This is a genomic window from Burkholderia sp. Ac-20384, assembly GCF_017104605.1.
Lineage (GTDB): Bacteria > Pseudomonadota > Gammaproteobacteria > Burkholderiales > Burkholderiaceae > Burkholderia > Burkholderia lata.
On sequence record NZ_JAAGPE010000258.1, the window covers coordinates 1 to 13,538 of the forward strand.

The following is a 13,538-nucleotide window of genomic DNA, read 5'->3' on the forward strand; positions in this document are numbered from 1 at the left end:
AGCGGCGGGTGCCGGCGCGACCGGTGCCGGGGCGCCATCGCGCACGCGCAGCACGCCGGCCGCGAACTCGCGGTTGCCGAGCACGGAGAAAAACGTGCCGACGGCCAGCGACAGCCGGCCGAAGAAGGACAGGTTGGATTCGGGCATGGGGTCTGGACTCCTGTGGGCTCGCGACATGGCGAGCGATCTTGCCTGGGCGCCCGGCGGCGGCGTGCGGATTGCGCACTGCCGCCGCCCGGCGCGTGATTCGGTCGCGCCCTCGCGGGTGCGGAAAACCCGTATTTTGCCCTGTGGCGGGCGAACCGGGCAGAAGTTGGGGGACAGAACATCGCGGCGCAGCGTTTTGGGCCGAGCCGGAGGGCGCGTCAAGCGCGACCGGCCGCGATGCTGCGGCGCGTCAGCGCGGCTTGCGCCGCTTCGCGTGCTTTGCGTCGAAATCGCGCGACAGCATGCCGAGCGTGACTTCGCCGAAGCGTGCCAGCAGCGTCGTCTCGGCCTCCTTCAGCGTGGCCGACAGGTGCGCATTGACGGCCTGCTCGACCAGGCATTCGGCCTCGTCGTCGGTCACGAGATCGGAAAACAGCGGCGGCTCGCCCACCGCGCGATAGACGTCGAGCAGCGTGATGTCGTCGAGCGCGACGCTCAGCACCCAGCCGCCGCCATGCCCCTTCTCCGACTGCACGTAGCCACGGTCGCGCAAGCCGCCGAGCAGGCGCCGCACGACGACCGGGTTCGTGCACAGCATCGTCGCGATCGCTTCGGACGTCATCGGGCCGTCGACCTGGTCCATGTGGATCAGCGCATGCAGCATGCGCGACAAGCGACTGTCGGTTCTCACGAGCGGTGCTCCCCTCTCTCGAAACTTTTGAAGTTGCGTGAATGATACCATCGCCCTATCATGCAACTTCTCGTGTTTCATGAGTTGAGTGGATCGCCACCGGGACACATCCGTCATTCACGCAGGTTCAGGAAAGGAGTGGGTGCATGCAAGACCATCATGAAGTGATCGTGATCGGCGGCAGCTTTGCCGGGCTGTCGGCCGCGATGCAGCTTGCACGGGCACGCCGCCGCGTGCTCGTGATCGACGCCGGCCAGCCGCGCAACCGCTTTGCCGCGCACGCGCACGGCTTTTTCGGGCAGGACGGCAAGCCGCCCGCGCAGATCGTCGACGAAGCCGCCGCACAGCTCGCCGCATATCCGACCGTGCAGCGAATCGCAGGCGACGTGCGCACGGCCAAGCGCGATGCGGACGGCCGCTTCCACGTGACGCTGGCCGACGGCAGCCGTGCGAGCGCCGACCGGTTGATCCTCGCGACCGGCATCCGTGACGAGTTGCCCGCGCTGCCGGGGCTTGCGGAACGCTGGGGTGTCAGCGTGCTGCATTGCCCGTATTGCCATGGGTACGAGGTGAGCGGCCAGCGGCTCGGCGTGTTGGCCTCGCATCCGCTGTCCGTGCATCAGGCGATCCTGATTCCGGACTGGGGCCCGACGACGTGGTTCACGCAGGGCCAGGCCGAAACGAACGAAGAAGAGGCCGCGCTGCTCGCCGCGCGCGGCGTGCGTATCGAGCGCTCGCCGGTCGAGGAAATTCTCGGCGATGCGCCACGTATCGACGCATTGCGGCTCGCCGACGGGCAGGTCGTGCCGATCGATGCGCTGTTCGTCGGCGCGCGCACGGCGATGGCGAGCGATCTCGCGCAGCAGCTCGGCTGCGCGTTCGACGACGGGCCGCTCGGCCCGGTCGTGCGCGTCGATGCATTGAAGCAGACGAGCGTCGCCGGCGTATTCGCAGCCGGCGACGCGTCGACACCGATGACCAATGCGACGTTCGCATCGGCGTCGGGCGTGATGGCCGGGGTTGCCGCACACCGGTCGCTGATCTGGGGGCTGCACGCGTAAGCGGGCGGGCAGCCGCATGTCACGTGATCAGGATTTTGCGATGCCTTCGAGCATGTGACGCGCGTCGTTGATCAGCACGCTGAAATCGACCGTATCCGGCGCGGTCTCGACGCCGGTGATCACCGCTGTAATCACAGCCTTCGACCCGTTGTGATACGGATACACCTGCGTGACGTAAGTCATGTCGCGGCCGTGCAGCGTCGACACGAAGTAGCTGCTGTAGATCTTGCCCGTCACGGGGTCTGCCCAGCCCTGCCGCGCTGTCATCGGCCGCGCGAGACGCATGAAGTTCGCGGTCACCGATTCGGAGTTGTACGGCGAATCGACCTCGAAGCGATAGACGATCTGCAACGAGGTCAGTTGCGTGCGCAGGTCGGCATCGTTGAAGTTCGGCACCGGGAACTTGCCGATCAGCCCCTGCTGATAGGCATTGCGCGTCATGGGCTGAAACGCGACCTGATAGCCCTTCGGCGATTCCTGCACGTTGAAGTTGACGTCGTACTTCACGCCCGAACCGGCGACGCCGTTGTCCGTGCGGGCATGTACGACGAACGAACCGGGCGTCAGGTTCTCGAACCGGAGCCGGTAATACTGCGCGTTCGCGATGACCTGCACGCTGCGGCTGTCGTAGCCGACGTCGCGGACAATGACCGTCGAATACGGCGCGACCTTGCGCGGCTGGATGCCGGCATCGTTCGGGATCTTCAGGACGATCGGCTTCAGGCTCGACACGTCGGTCCGACCGGCGTCGGACGTCAAGGCGCCCATGATCCCCTGGCCAGCCTGCTGCAGCGGATTCGTCGTGCCGCATGCGGCAAGCGAAGTGGCTGCGACGACGATTGCGATGCGGCCGGCCAAGGGGCGGGAAAAGACTGGCTTCATAAGATGAGACGCTCCATTTTTGTCGTTGGAATATGTCGCGGCCCTCGGCAACACGCTCCGTGCTGGTCCGGACACGGAGCGCAAAGGGCCGGACCTCGTCTCTATATCGGCGCGACGCGACTATTCTTTAAGCCCGTGGCCGGCACCATCGAGCCCATTCACGCCACGCGCGGCGCGGCGTCCACCGCCGGCTGCGCGTCGGCTTCCGTGCTGCATTCCTCGAGCGAAATCCGCCGCGTTTCGCGCCCGTTGATCCACCACAGGCCGGCCGCGAGCGGCCCCGGCAACGCGAGCACGAGCAACACGATCAGCGCAGCCGACGGCGAGCCGGACATCGCATAGACGTTCGTCAGCATCAGCGGCGCGACCACCGCGCCGAGCCGGCCGATCGCGACCGACACGCCGAGCCCCGTCGCGCGAATCCGCGTCGGCAGGATCTCGGACGACACGACATAGCCCGAGATGTACGCCCACGTGACGCCGAACTGGATCAGGCAATAGCCGAGCACCATGCCGGGCAGCGCGTGCATCGCGTAGATGAACACGATCGCCGCGACGGTGAACGTGTAGCTCACGAACAGCGACGCGCGCCGCCCCCACGCCTCGACGAGCACCGCCGCGACGATGCCGCCCGCGAGCGCCGCCGCGTTGCCGATCATGTAGTAGAGCGGCATGTCCGTCGACGCTACCTTCATGTACGGCAGGATCACGAGCGCCATCAGCGACAGCACGCCGTACACGACGGCCGCCTGCGAGAAGTTCAGCGCCCCGGCGAGCGCGCAGCGCGCGCGATAGGCGCCGAACAGCTCGCCGACGTTGCGCCAGAACGCGGGCGCCTGGTGCGCGTAGCGGGTCGGCGCATAGCGCTTCGTCAACAGGGCGCGATCTACCTGGGCCAGCGGATCGCGCGCCGCGCTCGCGACGACCTGCTCGACGATCGCGTCGGCTTCCGCTACGCGCCCCTGCTGAATCAGCCAGCGCGGCGACTCCGGAATCACGCGGCGGATCCAGAAGAACACCAGCGCCATCGTCGTGCCGAGGCCGAAACCCACGCGCCACGCCCACTCGGCCTGCAACTGGTTCAACACGAGATACGACACGGCCGCCGACAGCAGCGCGCCGACCGGAAAGCCCGACAGGATCAGCGCGTCGGTGCGACCGCGATGGCGCTTCGGAATGAATTCGCCCATCGTCGCGGTGACCGCCGAATATTCGCCGCCGACGGCCAGCGCCGTCATCGCGCGGAAGAACAGGAACGACTCGTAGTTCCACGACAGCACGGTCGCGACGCTGAAGAACGCGTACCAGAGCAGCGTCGCGAGAAACAGGCGCTTGCGGCCGTAGCGGTCGGCGAGATAGCCGAACGCGATCGCGCCGACCAGCATCCCGAACACCCAGATGCTGACCGCGAGCGATCCCTGCGCGGCGCTCAGGTGCCAGTGCGACTTGAGCACGCCGAATACGCTGCCGATGATGTTGGTTTCGAACGAATCGAGCGCCCAGCCGACGCCGAGCGCGACCAGCATCAGCGTGTGGGAGCGCGTCCACGGCAGGTTGTCGAGACGCGCGAGCGCGTCCGTTTCGATCGGGTGAGACGGTTTCATGATGAGTGGCTCCTCGTCAGTGAAGCGCCCGTTCGGGCTGCTCCGGGCTGAAGTCCAGATGCGGAAAGCGCGCGCGCGTGCCGATGAAGTTGCGGCCGCGTGCGCCGTCGAATGCGTGATCCACGATCCGCGCCCATTCGTGTGCGTCGATCCCGTACGCGGCCGGGTGGCGCGCGACGCCGAGCGTGTCGAGCAGCGCGGCGAGTTGCGCGGGCGCGGATGCGGTGTCGCCGAAGATCTCGCGCAGCGCGGCATCGCATGCGTCGTCGACGCCGAGCGCCGCCTGCATCACCGCCGGCAGGCAGAACGAGCACGCGATCCCGTGCGCGACGCCGCGCGTCAACGTGATCGCATACGAGATGTTGTGTGCGAGCGCCGTGTGCGTATTCGAAAACGCGAGCCCCGCGCGCAGCGCACCGAGCGCCATGTCGCTGCGTGCGTCGAGATCGTCGGGATGCTCATTCACGCGGCCAAGACCGCCGATCAGCTCGCGCGCCGCCTGCACCGCGAGGCCGCGTGTGACGGGGTTCGCATGGACGTTCCAGATGCTTTCGAGCGCGTGCGACAGCGCGTCGAGGCCGCTCGCGAGCGTCGGCTGCATCGGCAGGCCGACCATCAGGCGCGGATCGACGATCACCGTTTCCGGATAGAGGTCGGGCCGCGACAGCGACAGCTTGCGCGTGTTGTGCGGATCCCAGACGGTCGCCCAGTGCGTCACTTCGCTGCCGGTGCCGGCCGTAGTCGGGATCGCGACGATCGGCAGCGCGAGCCGCGCCGCGTCGCCGCGATCAGCGCAGGCATCGCCCGACAGGATGCGCAGCACGCGCTCGAAGTCGCCGTGCTCGGCGGCGAGCACTTTCGCCGAATCGATCACCGAGCCGCCGCCGAGCGCGATCAGCACGTCCGGCTTGCCGGGCAGCGCGGCGAGCTGATCGCATGCGCGCCGCAGCATCGGCACCGACGGGTTCGCCTCGACGCAGTCGATCCGCGTGAGCGCCGGCCCGAGCTGCGCCTCGAGCCGGTCGGCGAGCCGCGCGAACACCGCATCGGGATACGTGACGATCGCGTAGCTGCGGCCGGCGAGCGCATCGCCCGCACCGGCCAGCGCATCGACGCCGAAGCGGATGCGCACGGGATTGTGGAAGCGCCAGTCGCTCATGCCGCGGCTCCCGCGAGCGTCGCACAATCATCAGTATGACGAATCATGTCATGGGGTAACGGATCATCGAAATTCATGCTCGCACCTGGATCGAATGGGGTTGAGCATCAGGTTAGGCATCCGCGATGACGCGTTCGTGATCGAAAATCCCGGTTATCGGCTATGGATCGACCGAAATTTTCGATGGATCGCCGCCGTGGGCCGGCGTGCAACCAGCCGCGTTCACGCATCGAGCGGCCGGCACTGCGCGACCGCATCGAAAAACGACGCGACCAGCCGGCTTTCGCGCCGCTCGCTCAGACAGCACACGTGGATATGGGTCACGACCGGATCGCCGTCGATCCGCAACGGCCGCAGCCGCGCATCCGGCACGTATTCGGCCTTCGACACCGTGCCGACGCCGAGCCCGCGCGCGACGGCCTCGCGCAGCGCCTCGCGGCTGCCGATGTCCATTGCGATACGCGGCGTCAGGCCAGCGGCCTCCATCGCGTCTTCGAGCGCACGGCGCGTGGTCGAGCCCGGTTCGCGCATCAGCAGCGGTTCCCCGGCCAGCTCATGCAGCGTGATCGCGTCGCGCTTCGCGAACGGATGCGTCGTCCGCACGAACGCGATCACCGGAAAGCTCGCATAGCGCTGCGTGAAGTAGCGCGCGTCCTCGAACGCGCGGGCCACCACGCCGACGTCGCACACGTACTGGTCGAGATCGCGCAGCACGGTTTCCGAATTGCCGAGCGCGACCGACAGGTGCATGTGCGGATGCAGCGCGTGATACGCCTCGATCATCTCCGTCACATGGAACGGGCCGACCGCGCCGATCTTCAGCGAACCGCGCTGCAACGCGCCGCTGTCGCGCAGCAGCGCGGCGGCGTCGGTCTCGTCGCTGCAGATGCGGCGCGCGATCGGCAGGAATTCGAGGCCGACCGCAGACAGTTCGACGCGCCGCCCGCGCCGGTGAAACAGCTCGACGCCGTGTTCCTGTTCGAGGGTCTGGATCTGCGACGTGATCGTCGTCTGGCTGGTGGACAGCGCGCGCGCGGCCGCGGTGAAGCCGCCATGCTGGACGACGGCGATGAAGCTGCGAAGCTGGGTCAGGGTCATGAGGGTCAGGCGATCGATCGGGAATTTCGTGCCGAATGCCGGAAAGCATCGGGAAACCCAATGTATCGGCCGAATGTGACACGCGCGTTCCCGCCACCTCGATGGCTGCGACGCGTGATATGCGGTTTAATGCCCGGCATCATCAGCATTAAGAGACATGAAATGCTCGACCTCGACGACCTTCGACTCGTCCGCGCGATCGGTACGTCGCGCTCGCTGGCTTCGGCCGCGCGGCTGCTCGATCTCACGCCGCCCGCGGTCACGATTCGCCTGCAACGGATGGAAGCGCGATTGAGCGCACGGCTCGCCGTGCGGCAGCCGAAAGGGATCGCGTTGACCGACGAAGGGCAACGGCTGTACCAGGAAGCCGTCGACATCCTCGAGCGCGTGGAGGCGCTGCCGGTCAGCATTTCAGGCGACCACGGCGACGTGCGGGGCACGCTGCGCGTCGTCGCGCCGCTCGGCTTCGGCCGCAAGTACGTCGCGCGGATCGTGCGCGACGTGCAACGCGCGCATCCGAAGCTCGACATCGCGCTCCACCTGTCGGAGAGCCCGCTGACCAGCGCGTCGGGGGCCGACGTGGTCGTCCATGTCGGCAGCCTCAAGTCGTCGTCGTGGATCGGGTATCCGCTCGCGCCCAACGAGCGCTTTCTGTGCGCGAGCCCGGCCTACGCACGTCGCATCAAGGAACTGAACCATCCGTCCGACCTGGCCCGCTACGACTGCCTGTGCCTGCGCGAGAACGACGAGGACATCCCGCGCTGGCGCTTCTCGCAAGGCGGCGACGTCACGGGCGAACCGCGCCGGTCCGCCGTGATCCGCGTCACCGGCGCGCTGTCCTCGAACGACGGTACCGTCATCACGGAATGGGCGCTGGCCGGTCTCGGGATCGTCGAGCGCTCCGAGTGGGACGTCGCGCCGCTGCTGGCGAACGGCAAGCTCGTTAGATTGCTGCCCGACTGGCATCTCCCGGCCGCGCCGGTAACGGCGCTGCTTCCGTCGCGCACCGGCCGTTCCGCGCGGCAACGGGTGTTTCTCGAAGCCGCGACGCGGTTTCTCAGCCCGCCGCCGTGGCGCGGCAACGCATGACTGCGCGACAGTCCACGCGATCCGGCTGATTAAACTGCACTTAATGCCGGATTAGCGACGCGTTAAACCCGAGACTCATCGACGGGCCTACAGTGTTCGCATCGGCAATACTCCAAGGCAACGCATCGTGGACCTTCAAACCCTCAACACCCCGGCCGCCCTGATCGACATCGGCCGCATGCGTCACAACATCGGCCGCATGCAGGCGCATCTGGACGCGCTCGGCGTCAGGTTCCGGCCGCACGTCAAGACCACCAAGTGCGCACACGTCGTCGATGCCCAGCTAGCGGCAGGCGCGCAGGGCATCACGGTGTCGACGCTCAAGGAAGCGGAACAGTTCTTCGCGCACGGTATCCGGGACATCGTCTACGCAGTCGGCATCGTGCCCGCGAAGCTGGGTCAGGCGCTCGCGCTGCGCCGGCAGGGTTGCGACCTGAAGCTGGTCGCCGACAGCCTGCCGGCCGCGCATGCGATCGCCGAATTCGGGCGCGCGCACGGCGAGCGTTTCGACGTGTGGATCGAAGTCGACGTCGACGGCCACCGCTCGGGGATTCCGCCGGACGCCGACCTGCTGATCGACGTGGGCCGCGCACTGGTCGACGGCGGGATGATGCTCGGCGGGGTGCTGGCGCACGCGGGCTCCAGCTACGAATACGACACACCCGAAGCACTGGCGACGATTGCCGAGCAGGAACGCAGCCGCACCGTGCGGGCGGCGGAGCGCCTCCGGGCCGCCGGGCTGCCCTGCCCGGTCGTCAGCATCGGCTCGACGCCCACCGCCCTCGCGGCGGAACACCTCGAAGGCGTCACCGAGGTACGCGCCGGCGTCTACGTGATGTTCGATCTCGTGATGCACAACATCGGCGTGTGCGGCCTGTCCGACATCGCGCTGTCGGTGCTGACCACCGTCATCGGGCACCAGGAAGAGAAAGGCTGGGCGATCGTCGACGCGGGCTGGATGGCGATGAGCCGCGACCGCGGCACGCAGCGCCAGGCGCGCGACTTCGGCTACGGGCAGGTCTGCACCGAACACGGCGACGTGCTCGGCGACTACGTGATGAGCGCCGCCAACCAGGAGCACGGGATCGTGTCGCGCGCGGGCTCGCCCGACGCCGGCATCGTGCAACGGTTTCCGATCGGCACCCGTCTGCGCATCCTGCCGAATCACGCGTGCGCCACCGGCGCGCAACATCCCGAGTATCAGGCGATCGCCGAAGACGGCGGCGCGCAGACGTGGCCGCGCTTCTACGGGTGGTAAGCAAACCTGCGCCCCATGCCACTCCGTCGAAAAATTGACTATTTATCCAAATCTGGACAAAATTTAAACCCTCTCGATTCGCCTTGCGCCGAAAGCGCTTGCCAGAAAATGCCGACAGACGCCCGACTCCTGCTTCTCGACCGTGATGCCGTCGCACCCGCCCTCCAGGCCGCGCAAGTGACGGCGGCGGTCCGCGAAGCCTTCGTGCTGCACAGTCAACGGGACGGGCGCGTGTTCCCGGTGGTCCGCGAGAAACTGCACACCGGCGGCGTGTTCGGCATCAAGTCGGGCGATGTCGCAAATCAGGATCTGCTCGGTTTCAAGGCGGCCGGGTTCTGGCCCGGCAACCGCGGGCTCGGCGGCGAACCGCATCAGGCCACCGTCGCGCTGTTCGACCCGGCTACGGGCCGGCCGCTGTGCATCATGGACGGCAATGCGATCACCACCGCGCGAACCGGCGCCGCCGGCGGCCTCGGGCTGCAATTGCTCGCGCGTCGCGACAGCACGCGCCTCTGCGTGTTCGGCACGGGCGTGCAGGCGCGCGTCCAACTCGACTATGCACTCGGGCTACTGCCGCAACGGTGCACGGTGCAATACGTGAACGTCAGCGGCAAGCCGGACCCGGTGTTCGAATCGGCCTTCCGGGAACGATGCACGATCGCCGTGGCGCGCGACCGGAACGACGCGGTGGCCGATAGCGACGTGGTCATCACGGCCACACCTGGCGGCGGCCCGCTGTTCGACGCCGATGCGGTTCAGCCGGGCACCCACCTGACCTGCGTGGGCGCCGACACCGCAGGCAAGCGTGAGCTTCCGGCAGGCGTGCTGGAACGCGCGCGCATCGTCGTGGACGATCACGACCAGGCCCGCAGCATCGGCGAGTGCCAGTGGGCGCCGGATTTGCCACGCACGGAAATCGGTGACATCCTCGCCGGAACCGCGACGGTCGACCGCGCGCCGCACGAGATCACCGTCTTCGACATGACCGGGCTCGCGCTGCAGGACCTGACCGTCGCACGCTTCCTGTATCGGCAGGCCCTCGAAAACGGCACCGGAATCGCCATTCCGTGGCCCTGGTAAACGAAACTCCCCGTCAATCGCCATGCGCCTTACTCAAGTTTCCGCCCTCTCGTTCGACCTGGACGACACCCTGTGGCCGTTCGGGCCGTCCGTCGTACGGGCCGAAGCAACGCTTCGCACGTGGCTGATCGAGCACGCGCCCGGTACCGAGCGTGTGCTGCCCACGCAGCAGTCGCTAAGCGACTTGCGTGAGGAATACGAACGATTGTGCCCCGAGCTTGCCGGCGACTTCCGTGCGATGAGAATCGGGTCGATCAGGCTTGCGCTGGAGCGTGCGAACGAAGATGTCGCGCTCACCGACCATGCATACGCAGCCTTCTATGCCGCGCGCAACCGGGTCGAATTCTATGACGATGCATTGCCGGCGCTCGCGTGGTTGAGCGCGCGGTTTCCGTTGATCGCGGTGACCAACGGCAACGCGGACCTCCGGCTGACCGGAGGCGGCGAATTCTTTCGTGCGACGCTCAGCGCACAGGCGTTCGGCGTCGCGAAGCCTGAGCCCGGGATCTTTCATGCAGCGGCGGAAACGCTCGACGTGCAGCCGGCGGAACTGCTGCATGTCGGCGACGACTATCACCTCGATATCGTCGGTGCGTTGAACGCGGGGCTTCAGGCGGCGTGGGTCGTTCGCGATACGCATCCGGAAGCGGAGCGTGCGCAGCAACAGGCCGCGACGCCGCACCTCACGCTCAGCGACCTGTCGATGCTGTGCTGCATGCTCGGCGGGCCTGACGACGTCGCGTGAACACTCGCGTGCGCCGCGTTCGCGACGCACGCTTCACCATCACCATGAACGCGGCGAGACTGCCGCTCGCCGACTGCACGGATGTAGCGGCCGGCCATGCCGATGCAGCGCATGGCCGGCCGCCGCACGGTCACGCCGCCTTGCGCGCGTCCGCGATCCGCTGCGGCGCCTTCGGCCGCGCATACAGCCGTTCGAGATACGCACGCAATTGCGGAAACGATTCGATCAGGTTGCACTCGCCCGCCCAGTCGATCAGGTAAGCGGTCACGCAATCGGCCACCGTCAGCGTGTCGCCGACGATGAACACGCGCCCTTCGAGATGCTTGTCGAGGATCGCGGCCATCGTCTTGAAATCCTCGCGCGCCAGCTCGATATCGGCCGGCGAGCGCTTCTCCGGCGGATAGATGAAGGAATGCCGCGTGATCCGCCACAGCGGCTGCTCGAGCTCCGTCACCGCGAACATCACCCACCGGTAAGCCTCGGCCCGCAACGCCGGATCAACCGGCAGCAATGCCTTCTCCGGGTACTTGTCTGCGAGATACAGCACGATCGCGGCCGACTCGGGAATCACGAGGTCGCCGTCCACCAGCACCGGCACCTTGCCGGCCGGATTGAGGCGCAGGAATTCGGGCCGCTTGTGCTCGCCCTGGAGCAGGTTCACCGAGATGAACTCGAAGTCGGCATCCAGTTCTTTCAGCCCCCACAGCGCGCGTTGCGAGCGGGTGCCGGCAAATCCGTAAAGCTTCATCGCCAGTCTCCATCCAGAATGTCGGGAAAACTTCCGCATGCCGGCCACGGCACTTCGCCGATACACGACGCCTGGCCTCGCGCGTCGTTCACGCGCCGGGAATCGCCAGCACCGGCATCACGTCGATCGCCACGCCCGGGAACAGCGTGAAATGCGGATGGCCTTCGAACAGCGCGGCCGCGGCTTCGTGCGAGGCCGCCCGGACGACGGTAAAGCCGCTCATCGCGTTCGCCGTGTCCTTGACGCCGGCCGCATCGATGGTCTTCGTCTTGCCGAGCGGCCCGCCCATCTCGACGATCGCGTCGCGATGCCGGTCGACCCAGGCATGCCAGGCGGCGATGCCGTCGCGCTCGCGCGTGCGTCGCTCCTCGTCCGGCAGCGCGATCCACGCCTTCATCGCCGGGCTATCCTTGGTCCCGAGAAATACCGCGAGATACAACTGCTGTTGAGCACTCATGCTGTCTCCTCCGGTGACGGACGCGACGGGCTGCCGCGCCTCGACCTTGACAAGATGGGTTGATATCAACACAATTGCAACATGGCACGAAAAGAAAAGCTCCCTTTCGAAACGACGCTGATGGTGCGCGATTGCTGCCTGTGCCTGCACATGCAGCGCGCGGCGCGCAATCTTGCGCGGATCTTCGACGATGTGCTGCGCCCGCTGGATCTCACCAACGGCCAGTTTTCGCTGCTGATGTCGCTGAACCGGCCCCAGCCGGCGCCAATGAAATCGGTCGCGTCGCTGCTCGCGATGGACCGCACCACGCTCACCGCCGCACTCAAGCCGCTCGAACGGCGCGGCCTGGTCACGATCATCCAGGACCCGGACGACCGGCGCAGCCGCCTGCTCGAACTGACGCCCGCCGGCCACGACCTGCTCGCCGAAGCGTTTCCGCTGTGGCAGCAGACGCACGCCGAGATCGAACGGCCGTTCGCGCCGGGGGAAGTCGATCAGTTGCGCGGCCAGTTGCGCGCGTTGTCGGTCGAGCCGGCCGCTCCGGTCGCTCCGGCCGCTCCGGTCGCTCCGGTCGCTCCGGCCGCTCCGGCCGCTCCGGCCGCTCCGGCCGCGCCCGACTGAACCGGCACGCGAACCCCGGCGGCGGCCGCGCTTACTTCCGGCCCTTTTTCGGCATCAGCAGTTGCGCGAATTCCTGCAGGAAGGCCACGGGCCCGTGCGCATGCAGCGCCTGACCGCTGCTCAGCGCACCGTCGATGACGGTCGCGAGCCGCAACGCGAAGGTTTCCGGTTCATCGACACCGATCGCCCCCGCCAGTTCTGTCAGCCGGCGCCGTAGCTCCTGCTTGTGCGCGACGGCCACCTTGCGAGCCGGATGGTTGCCGTCCGCGTATTCGGCGGCGATGTTGATCTGCGGACAGCCGCGATAGCCGGGCCGCGCAATGCGTTCGCCGATCCATTGCAGTTGCGCATCCAGTTCCTCGCGCGGCGTGCGCCGGTACTGCGCGGCCACCGCGTCCCAATGCGCCCAGAAATCGGCGTCCTCGCGCAGCAGGAACGCTTCGATCAGGTCGTCCTTCGTCGCGAAGTGACGATAGAGGCTCGTCTTCGCCACGCCCGCCTGCGCGACGATCAGGTCCACGCCGACCGCGCGCGTACCCTCCCGGTAGAACAGCTCGCTGGCCGTCTGCAGAATGCGTTCGCGCGTATCGGGCGCGTTCCCTGGTGACCCTGTTTCCTTTTTCATCCCGACCCGGCCGTGCTGGCCGCCCACTCCCGCAACAGTGATCCGATCATAGCATCGCGTCCTTGACGACGCTACAGGTCTGTACTATAAAACAGACCGTTCTGTATCGGAGTTGATCATGGATGATCGAATGACGGTTGCAGTCTATGGCGCCACGGGTCACACCGGGCGGTTTGTCGTCGCCGAACTGGCGCGGCGCGGCGTGCGCGCAATCCGGATCGGCCGCGATGCCGCGCGGCTCGCGGAGGACGGCGGCGACGCGACGCTCGCGCG

At 67.3% G+C, this 13,538-nt stretch carries 14 protein-coding genes and 1 pseudogene; 6 read left to right on the plus strand and 9 right to left on the minus strand.

All coding sequences use genetic code 11. The annotated features are described in order from the left end of the window. Together G3O00_RS32355 and G3O00_RS32360 are read right to left on the minus strand one after the other, a co-directional pair. Window positions 1–147: pseudogene (locus G3O00_RS32355) on the minus strand (DUF2760 domain-containing protein); the annotation flags it as partial. A gap of 250 nt (window positions 148–397) precedes the next feature. Beyond that, window positions 398–838 carry an Rrf2 family transcriptional regulator gene (locus G3O00_RS32360; protein ID WP_175015140.1) on the minus strand — a complete coding sequence of 147 codons (441 nt, stop codon included), beginning with the start codon at window positions 836–838 and terminating at the stop codon, window positions 398–400. Window positions 839–984: 146 nt separating this feature from the next. Between G3O00_RS32360 and G3O00_RS32365 the strand changes: the two genes are divergently transcribed. Beyond that, window positions 985–1,899: an NAD(P)/FAD-dependent oxidoreductase gene (locus tag G3O00_RS32365; RefSeq protein ID WP_206145421.1), complete on the plus strand. Its 915-nt coding sequence runs from the start codon at window positions 985–987 to the stop codon at window positions 1,897–1,899. Window positions 1,900–1,926: 27 nt separating this feature from the next. On the opposite strand, the gene G3O00_RS32370 is transcribed toward G3O00_RS32365, so the two are convergent. From G3O00_RS32370 to G3O00_RS32385, 4 genes are all read right to left on the minus strand, one after another. Continuing rightward, window positions 1,927–2,781: a hypothetical protein gene (locus tag G3O00_RS32370; RefSeq protein ID WP_206145422.1), complete on the minus strand. Its 855-nt coding sequence runs from the start codon at window positions 2,779–2,781 to the stop codon at window positions 1,927–1,929. A gap of 158 nt (window positions 2,782–2,939) precedes the next feature. Then, window positions 2,940–4,385, minus strand: coding sequence for an MFS transporter (locus G3O00_RS32375; RefSeq protein ID WP_206145423.1), 1,446 nt, complete (start codon window positions 4,383–4,385; stop codon window positions 2,940–2,942). 16 nt (window positions 4,386–4,401) lie between these two features. After that, window positions 4,402–5,544: an iron-containing alcohol dehydrogenase PsrA gene (gene psrA / locus G3O00_RS32380; RefSeq protein WP_206145424.1), complete on the minus strand. Its 1,143-nt coding sequence runs from the start codon at window positions 5,542–5,544 to the stop codon at window positions 4,402–4,404. A gap of 222 nt (window positions 5,545–5,766) precedes the next feature. Then, complete coding sequence (locus tag G3O00_RS32385) at window positions 5,767–6,642, minus strand: LysR substrate-binding domain-containing protein (RefSeq protein WP_206145425.1); 876 nt, start codon at window positions 6,640–6,642, stop codon at window positions 5,767–5,769. Window positions 6,643–6,804: 162 nt separating this feature from the next. Between G3O00_RS32385 and G3O00_RS32390 the strand changes: the two genes are divergently transcribed. The 4 genes from G3O00_RS32390 to G3O00_RS32405 all read left to right on the plus strand — a co-directional run bounded on the left by G3O00_RS32390 (window position 6,805) and on the right by G3O00_RS32405 (window position 10,814). Further along, complete coding sequence (locus G3O00_RS32390) at window positions 6,805–7,731, plus strand: LysR family transcriptional regulator (protein WP_206145426.1); 927 nt, start codon at window positions 6,805–6,807, stop codon at window positions 7,729–7,731. 127 nt (window positions 7,732–7,858) lie between these two features. Next, on the plus strand, window positions 7,859–8,989 hold the full coding sequence (locus tag G3O00_RS32395) for a DSD1 family PLP-dependent enzyme (protein WP_206145427.1): 1,131 nt from the start codon (window positions 7,859–7,861) through the stop codon (window positions 8,987–8,989). A 108-nt stretch (window positions 8,990–9,097) separates the two neighbouring features. Beyond that, window positions 9,098–10,069, plus strand: coding sequence for an ornithine cyclodeaminase family protein (locus G3O00_RS32400; RefSeq protein WP_206145428.1), 972 nt, complete (start codon window positions 9,098–9,100; stop codon window positions 10,067–10,069). A 22-nt stretch (window positions 10,070–10,091) separates the two neighbouring features. Beyond that, a complete protein-coding gene (locus G3O00_RS32405) occupies window positions 10,092–10,814 on the plus strand; it encodes an HAD-IA family hydrolase (RefSeq protein ID WP_206145429.1) in 723 nt (240 codons plus the stop codon). 130 nt (window positions 10,815–10,944) lie between these two features. Here the strand turns inward: G3O00_RS32405 and G3O00_RS32410 are convergent, their stop codons facing one another. Continuing rightward, window positions 10,945–11,562 (minus strand): glutathione S-transferase family protein, encoded by a 618-nt coding sequence (locus G3O00_RS32410; RefSeq protein ID WP_206145430.1) that lies wholly within the window; start codon window positions 11,560–11,562, stop codon window positions 10,945–10,947. Window positions 11,563–11,650: 88 nt separating this feature from the next. Further along, complete coding sequence (locus G3O00_RS32415) at window positions 11,651–12,019, minus strand: hypothetical protein (protein WP_046549282.1); 369 nt, start codon at window positions 12,017–12,019, stop codon at window positions 11,651–11,653. Between the two features lie 81 nt (window positions 12,020–12,100). Between G3O00_RS32415 and G3O00_RS32420 the strand changes: the two genes are divergently transcribed. Then, complete coding sequence (locus tag G3O00_RS32420) at window positions 12,101–12,640, plus strand: MarR family transcriptional regulator (RefSeq protein WP_241025434.1); 540 nt, start codon at window positions 12,101–12,103, stop codon at window positions 12,638–12,640. Between the two features lie 31 nt (window positions 12,641–12,671). Here the strand turns inward: G3O00_RS32420 and G3O00_RS32425 are convergent, their stop codons facing one another. After that, entirely contained in the window at window positions 12,672–13,265 is a 594-nt protein-coding gene (locus G3O00_RS32425) for a TetR/AcrR family transcriptional regulator (RefSeq protein WP_206145431.1), read from the minus strand. Window positions 13,266–13,538 lie beyond the last annotated feature (273 nt).

Excerpts from the sequence above, each read along its gene's own strand:
- G3O00_RS32365 (WP_206145421.1), top strand. The coding sequence starts at position 985 with ATGCAAGACCATCATGAAGTGATCGTGATCGGCGGCAGCTTTGCCGGG.
- G3O00_RS32370 (WP_206145422.1), bottom strand. The coding sequence starts at position 2,781 with ATGAAGCCAGTCTTTTCCCGCCCCTTGGCCGGCCGCATCGCAATCGTC.
- G3O00_RS32375 (WP_206145423.1), bottom strand. The coding sequence starts at position 4,385 with ATGAAACCGTCTCACCCGATCGAAACGGACGCGCTCGCGCGTCTCGAC.
- psrA (WP_206145424.1), bottom strand. The coding sequence starts at position 5,544 with ATGAGCGACTGGCGCTTCCACAATCCCGTGCGCATCCGCTTCGGCGTC.
- G3O00_RS32385 (WP_206145425.1), bottom strand. The coding sequence starts at position 6,642 with ATGACCCTGACCCAGCTTCGCAGCTTCATCGCCGTCGTCCAGCATGGC.
- G3O00_RS32390 (WP_206145426.1), top strand. The coding sequence starts at position 6,805 with ATGCTCGACCTCGACGACCTTCGACTCGTCCGCGCGATCGGTACGTCG.
- G3O00_RS32400 (WP_206145428.1), top strand. The coding sequence starts at position 9,098 with ATGCCGACAGACGCCCGACTCCTGCTTCTCGACCGTGATGCCGTCGCA.
- G3O00_RS32405 (WP_206145429.1), top strand. The coding sequence starts at position 10,092 with ATGCGCCTTACTCAAGTTTCCGCCCTCTCGTTCGACCTGGACGACACC.
- G3O00_RS32410 (WP_206145430.1), bottom strand. The coding sequence starts at position 11,562 with ATGAAGCTTTACGGATTTGCCGGCACCCGCTCGCAACGCGCGCTGTGG.
- G3O00_RS32415 (WP_046549282.1), bottom strand. The coding sequence starts at position 12,019 with ATGAGTGCTCAACAGCAGTTGTATCTCGCGGTATTTCTCGGGACCAAG.
- G3O00_RS32420 (WP_241025434.1), top strand. The coding sequence starts at position 12,101 with ATGGCACGAAAAGAAAAGCTCCCTTTCGAAACGACGCTGATGGTGCGC.
- G3O00_RS32425 (WP_206145431.1), bottom strand. The coding sequence starts at position 13,265 with ATGAAAAAGGAAACAGGGTCACCAGGGAACGCGCCCGATACGCGCGAA.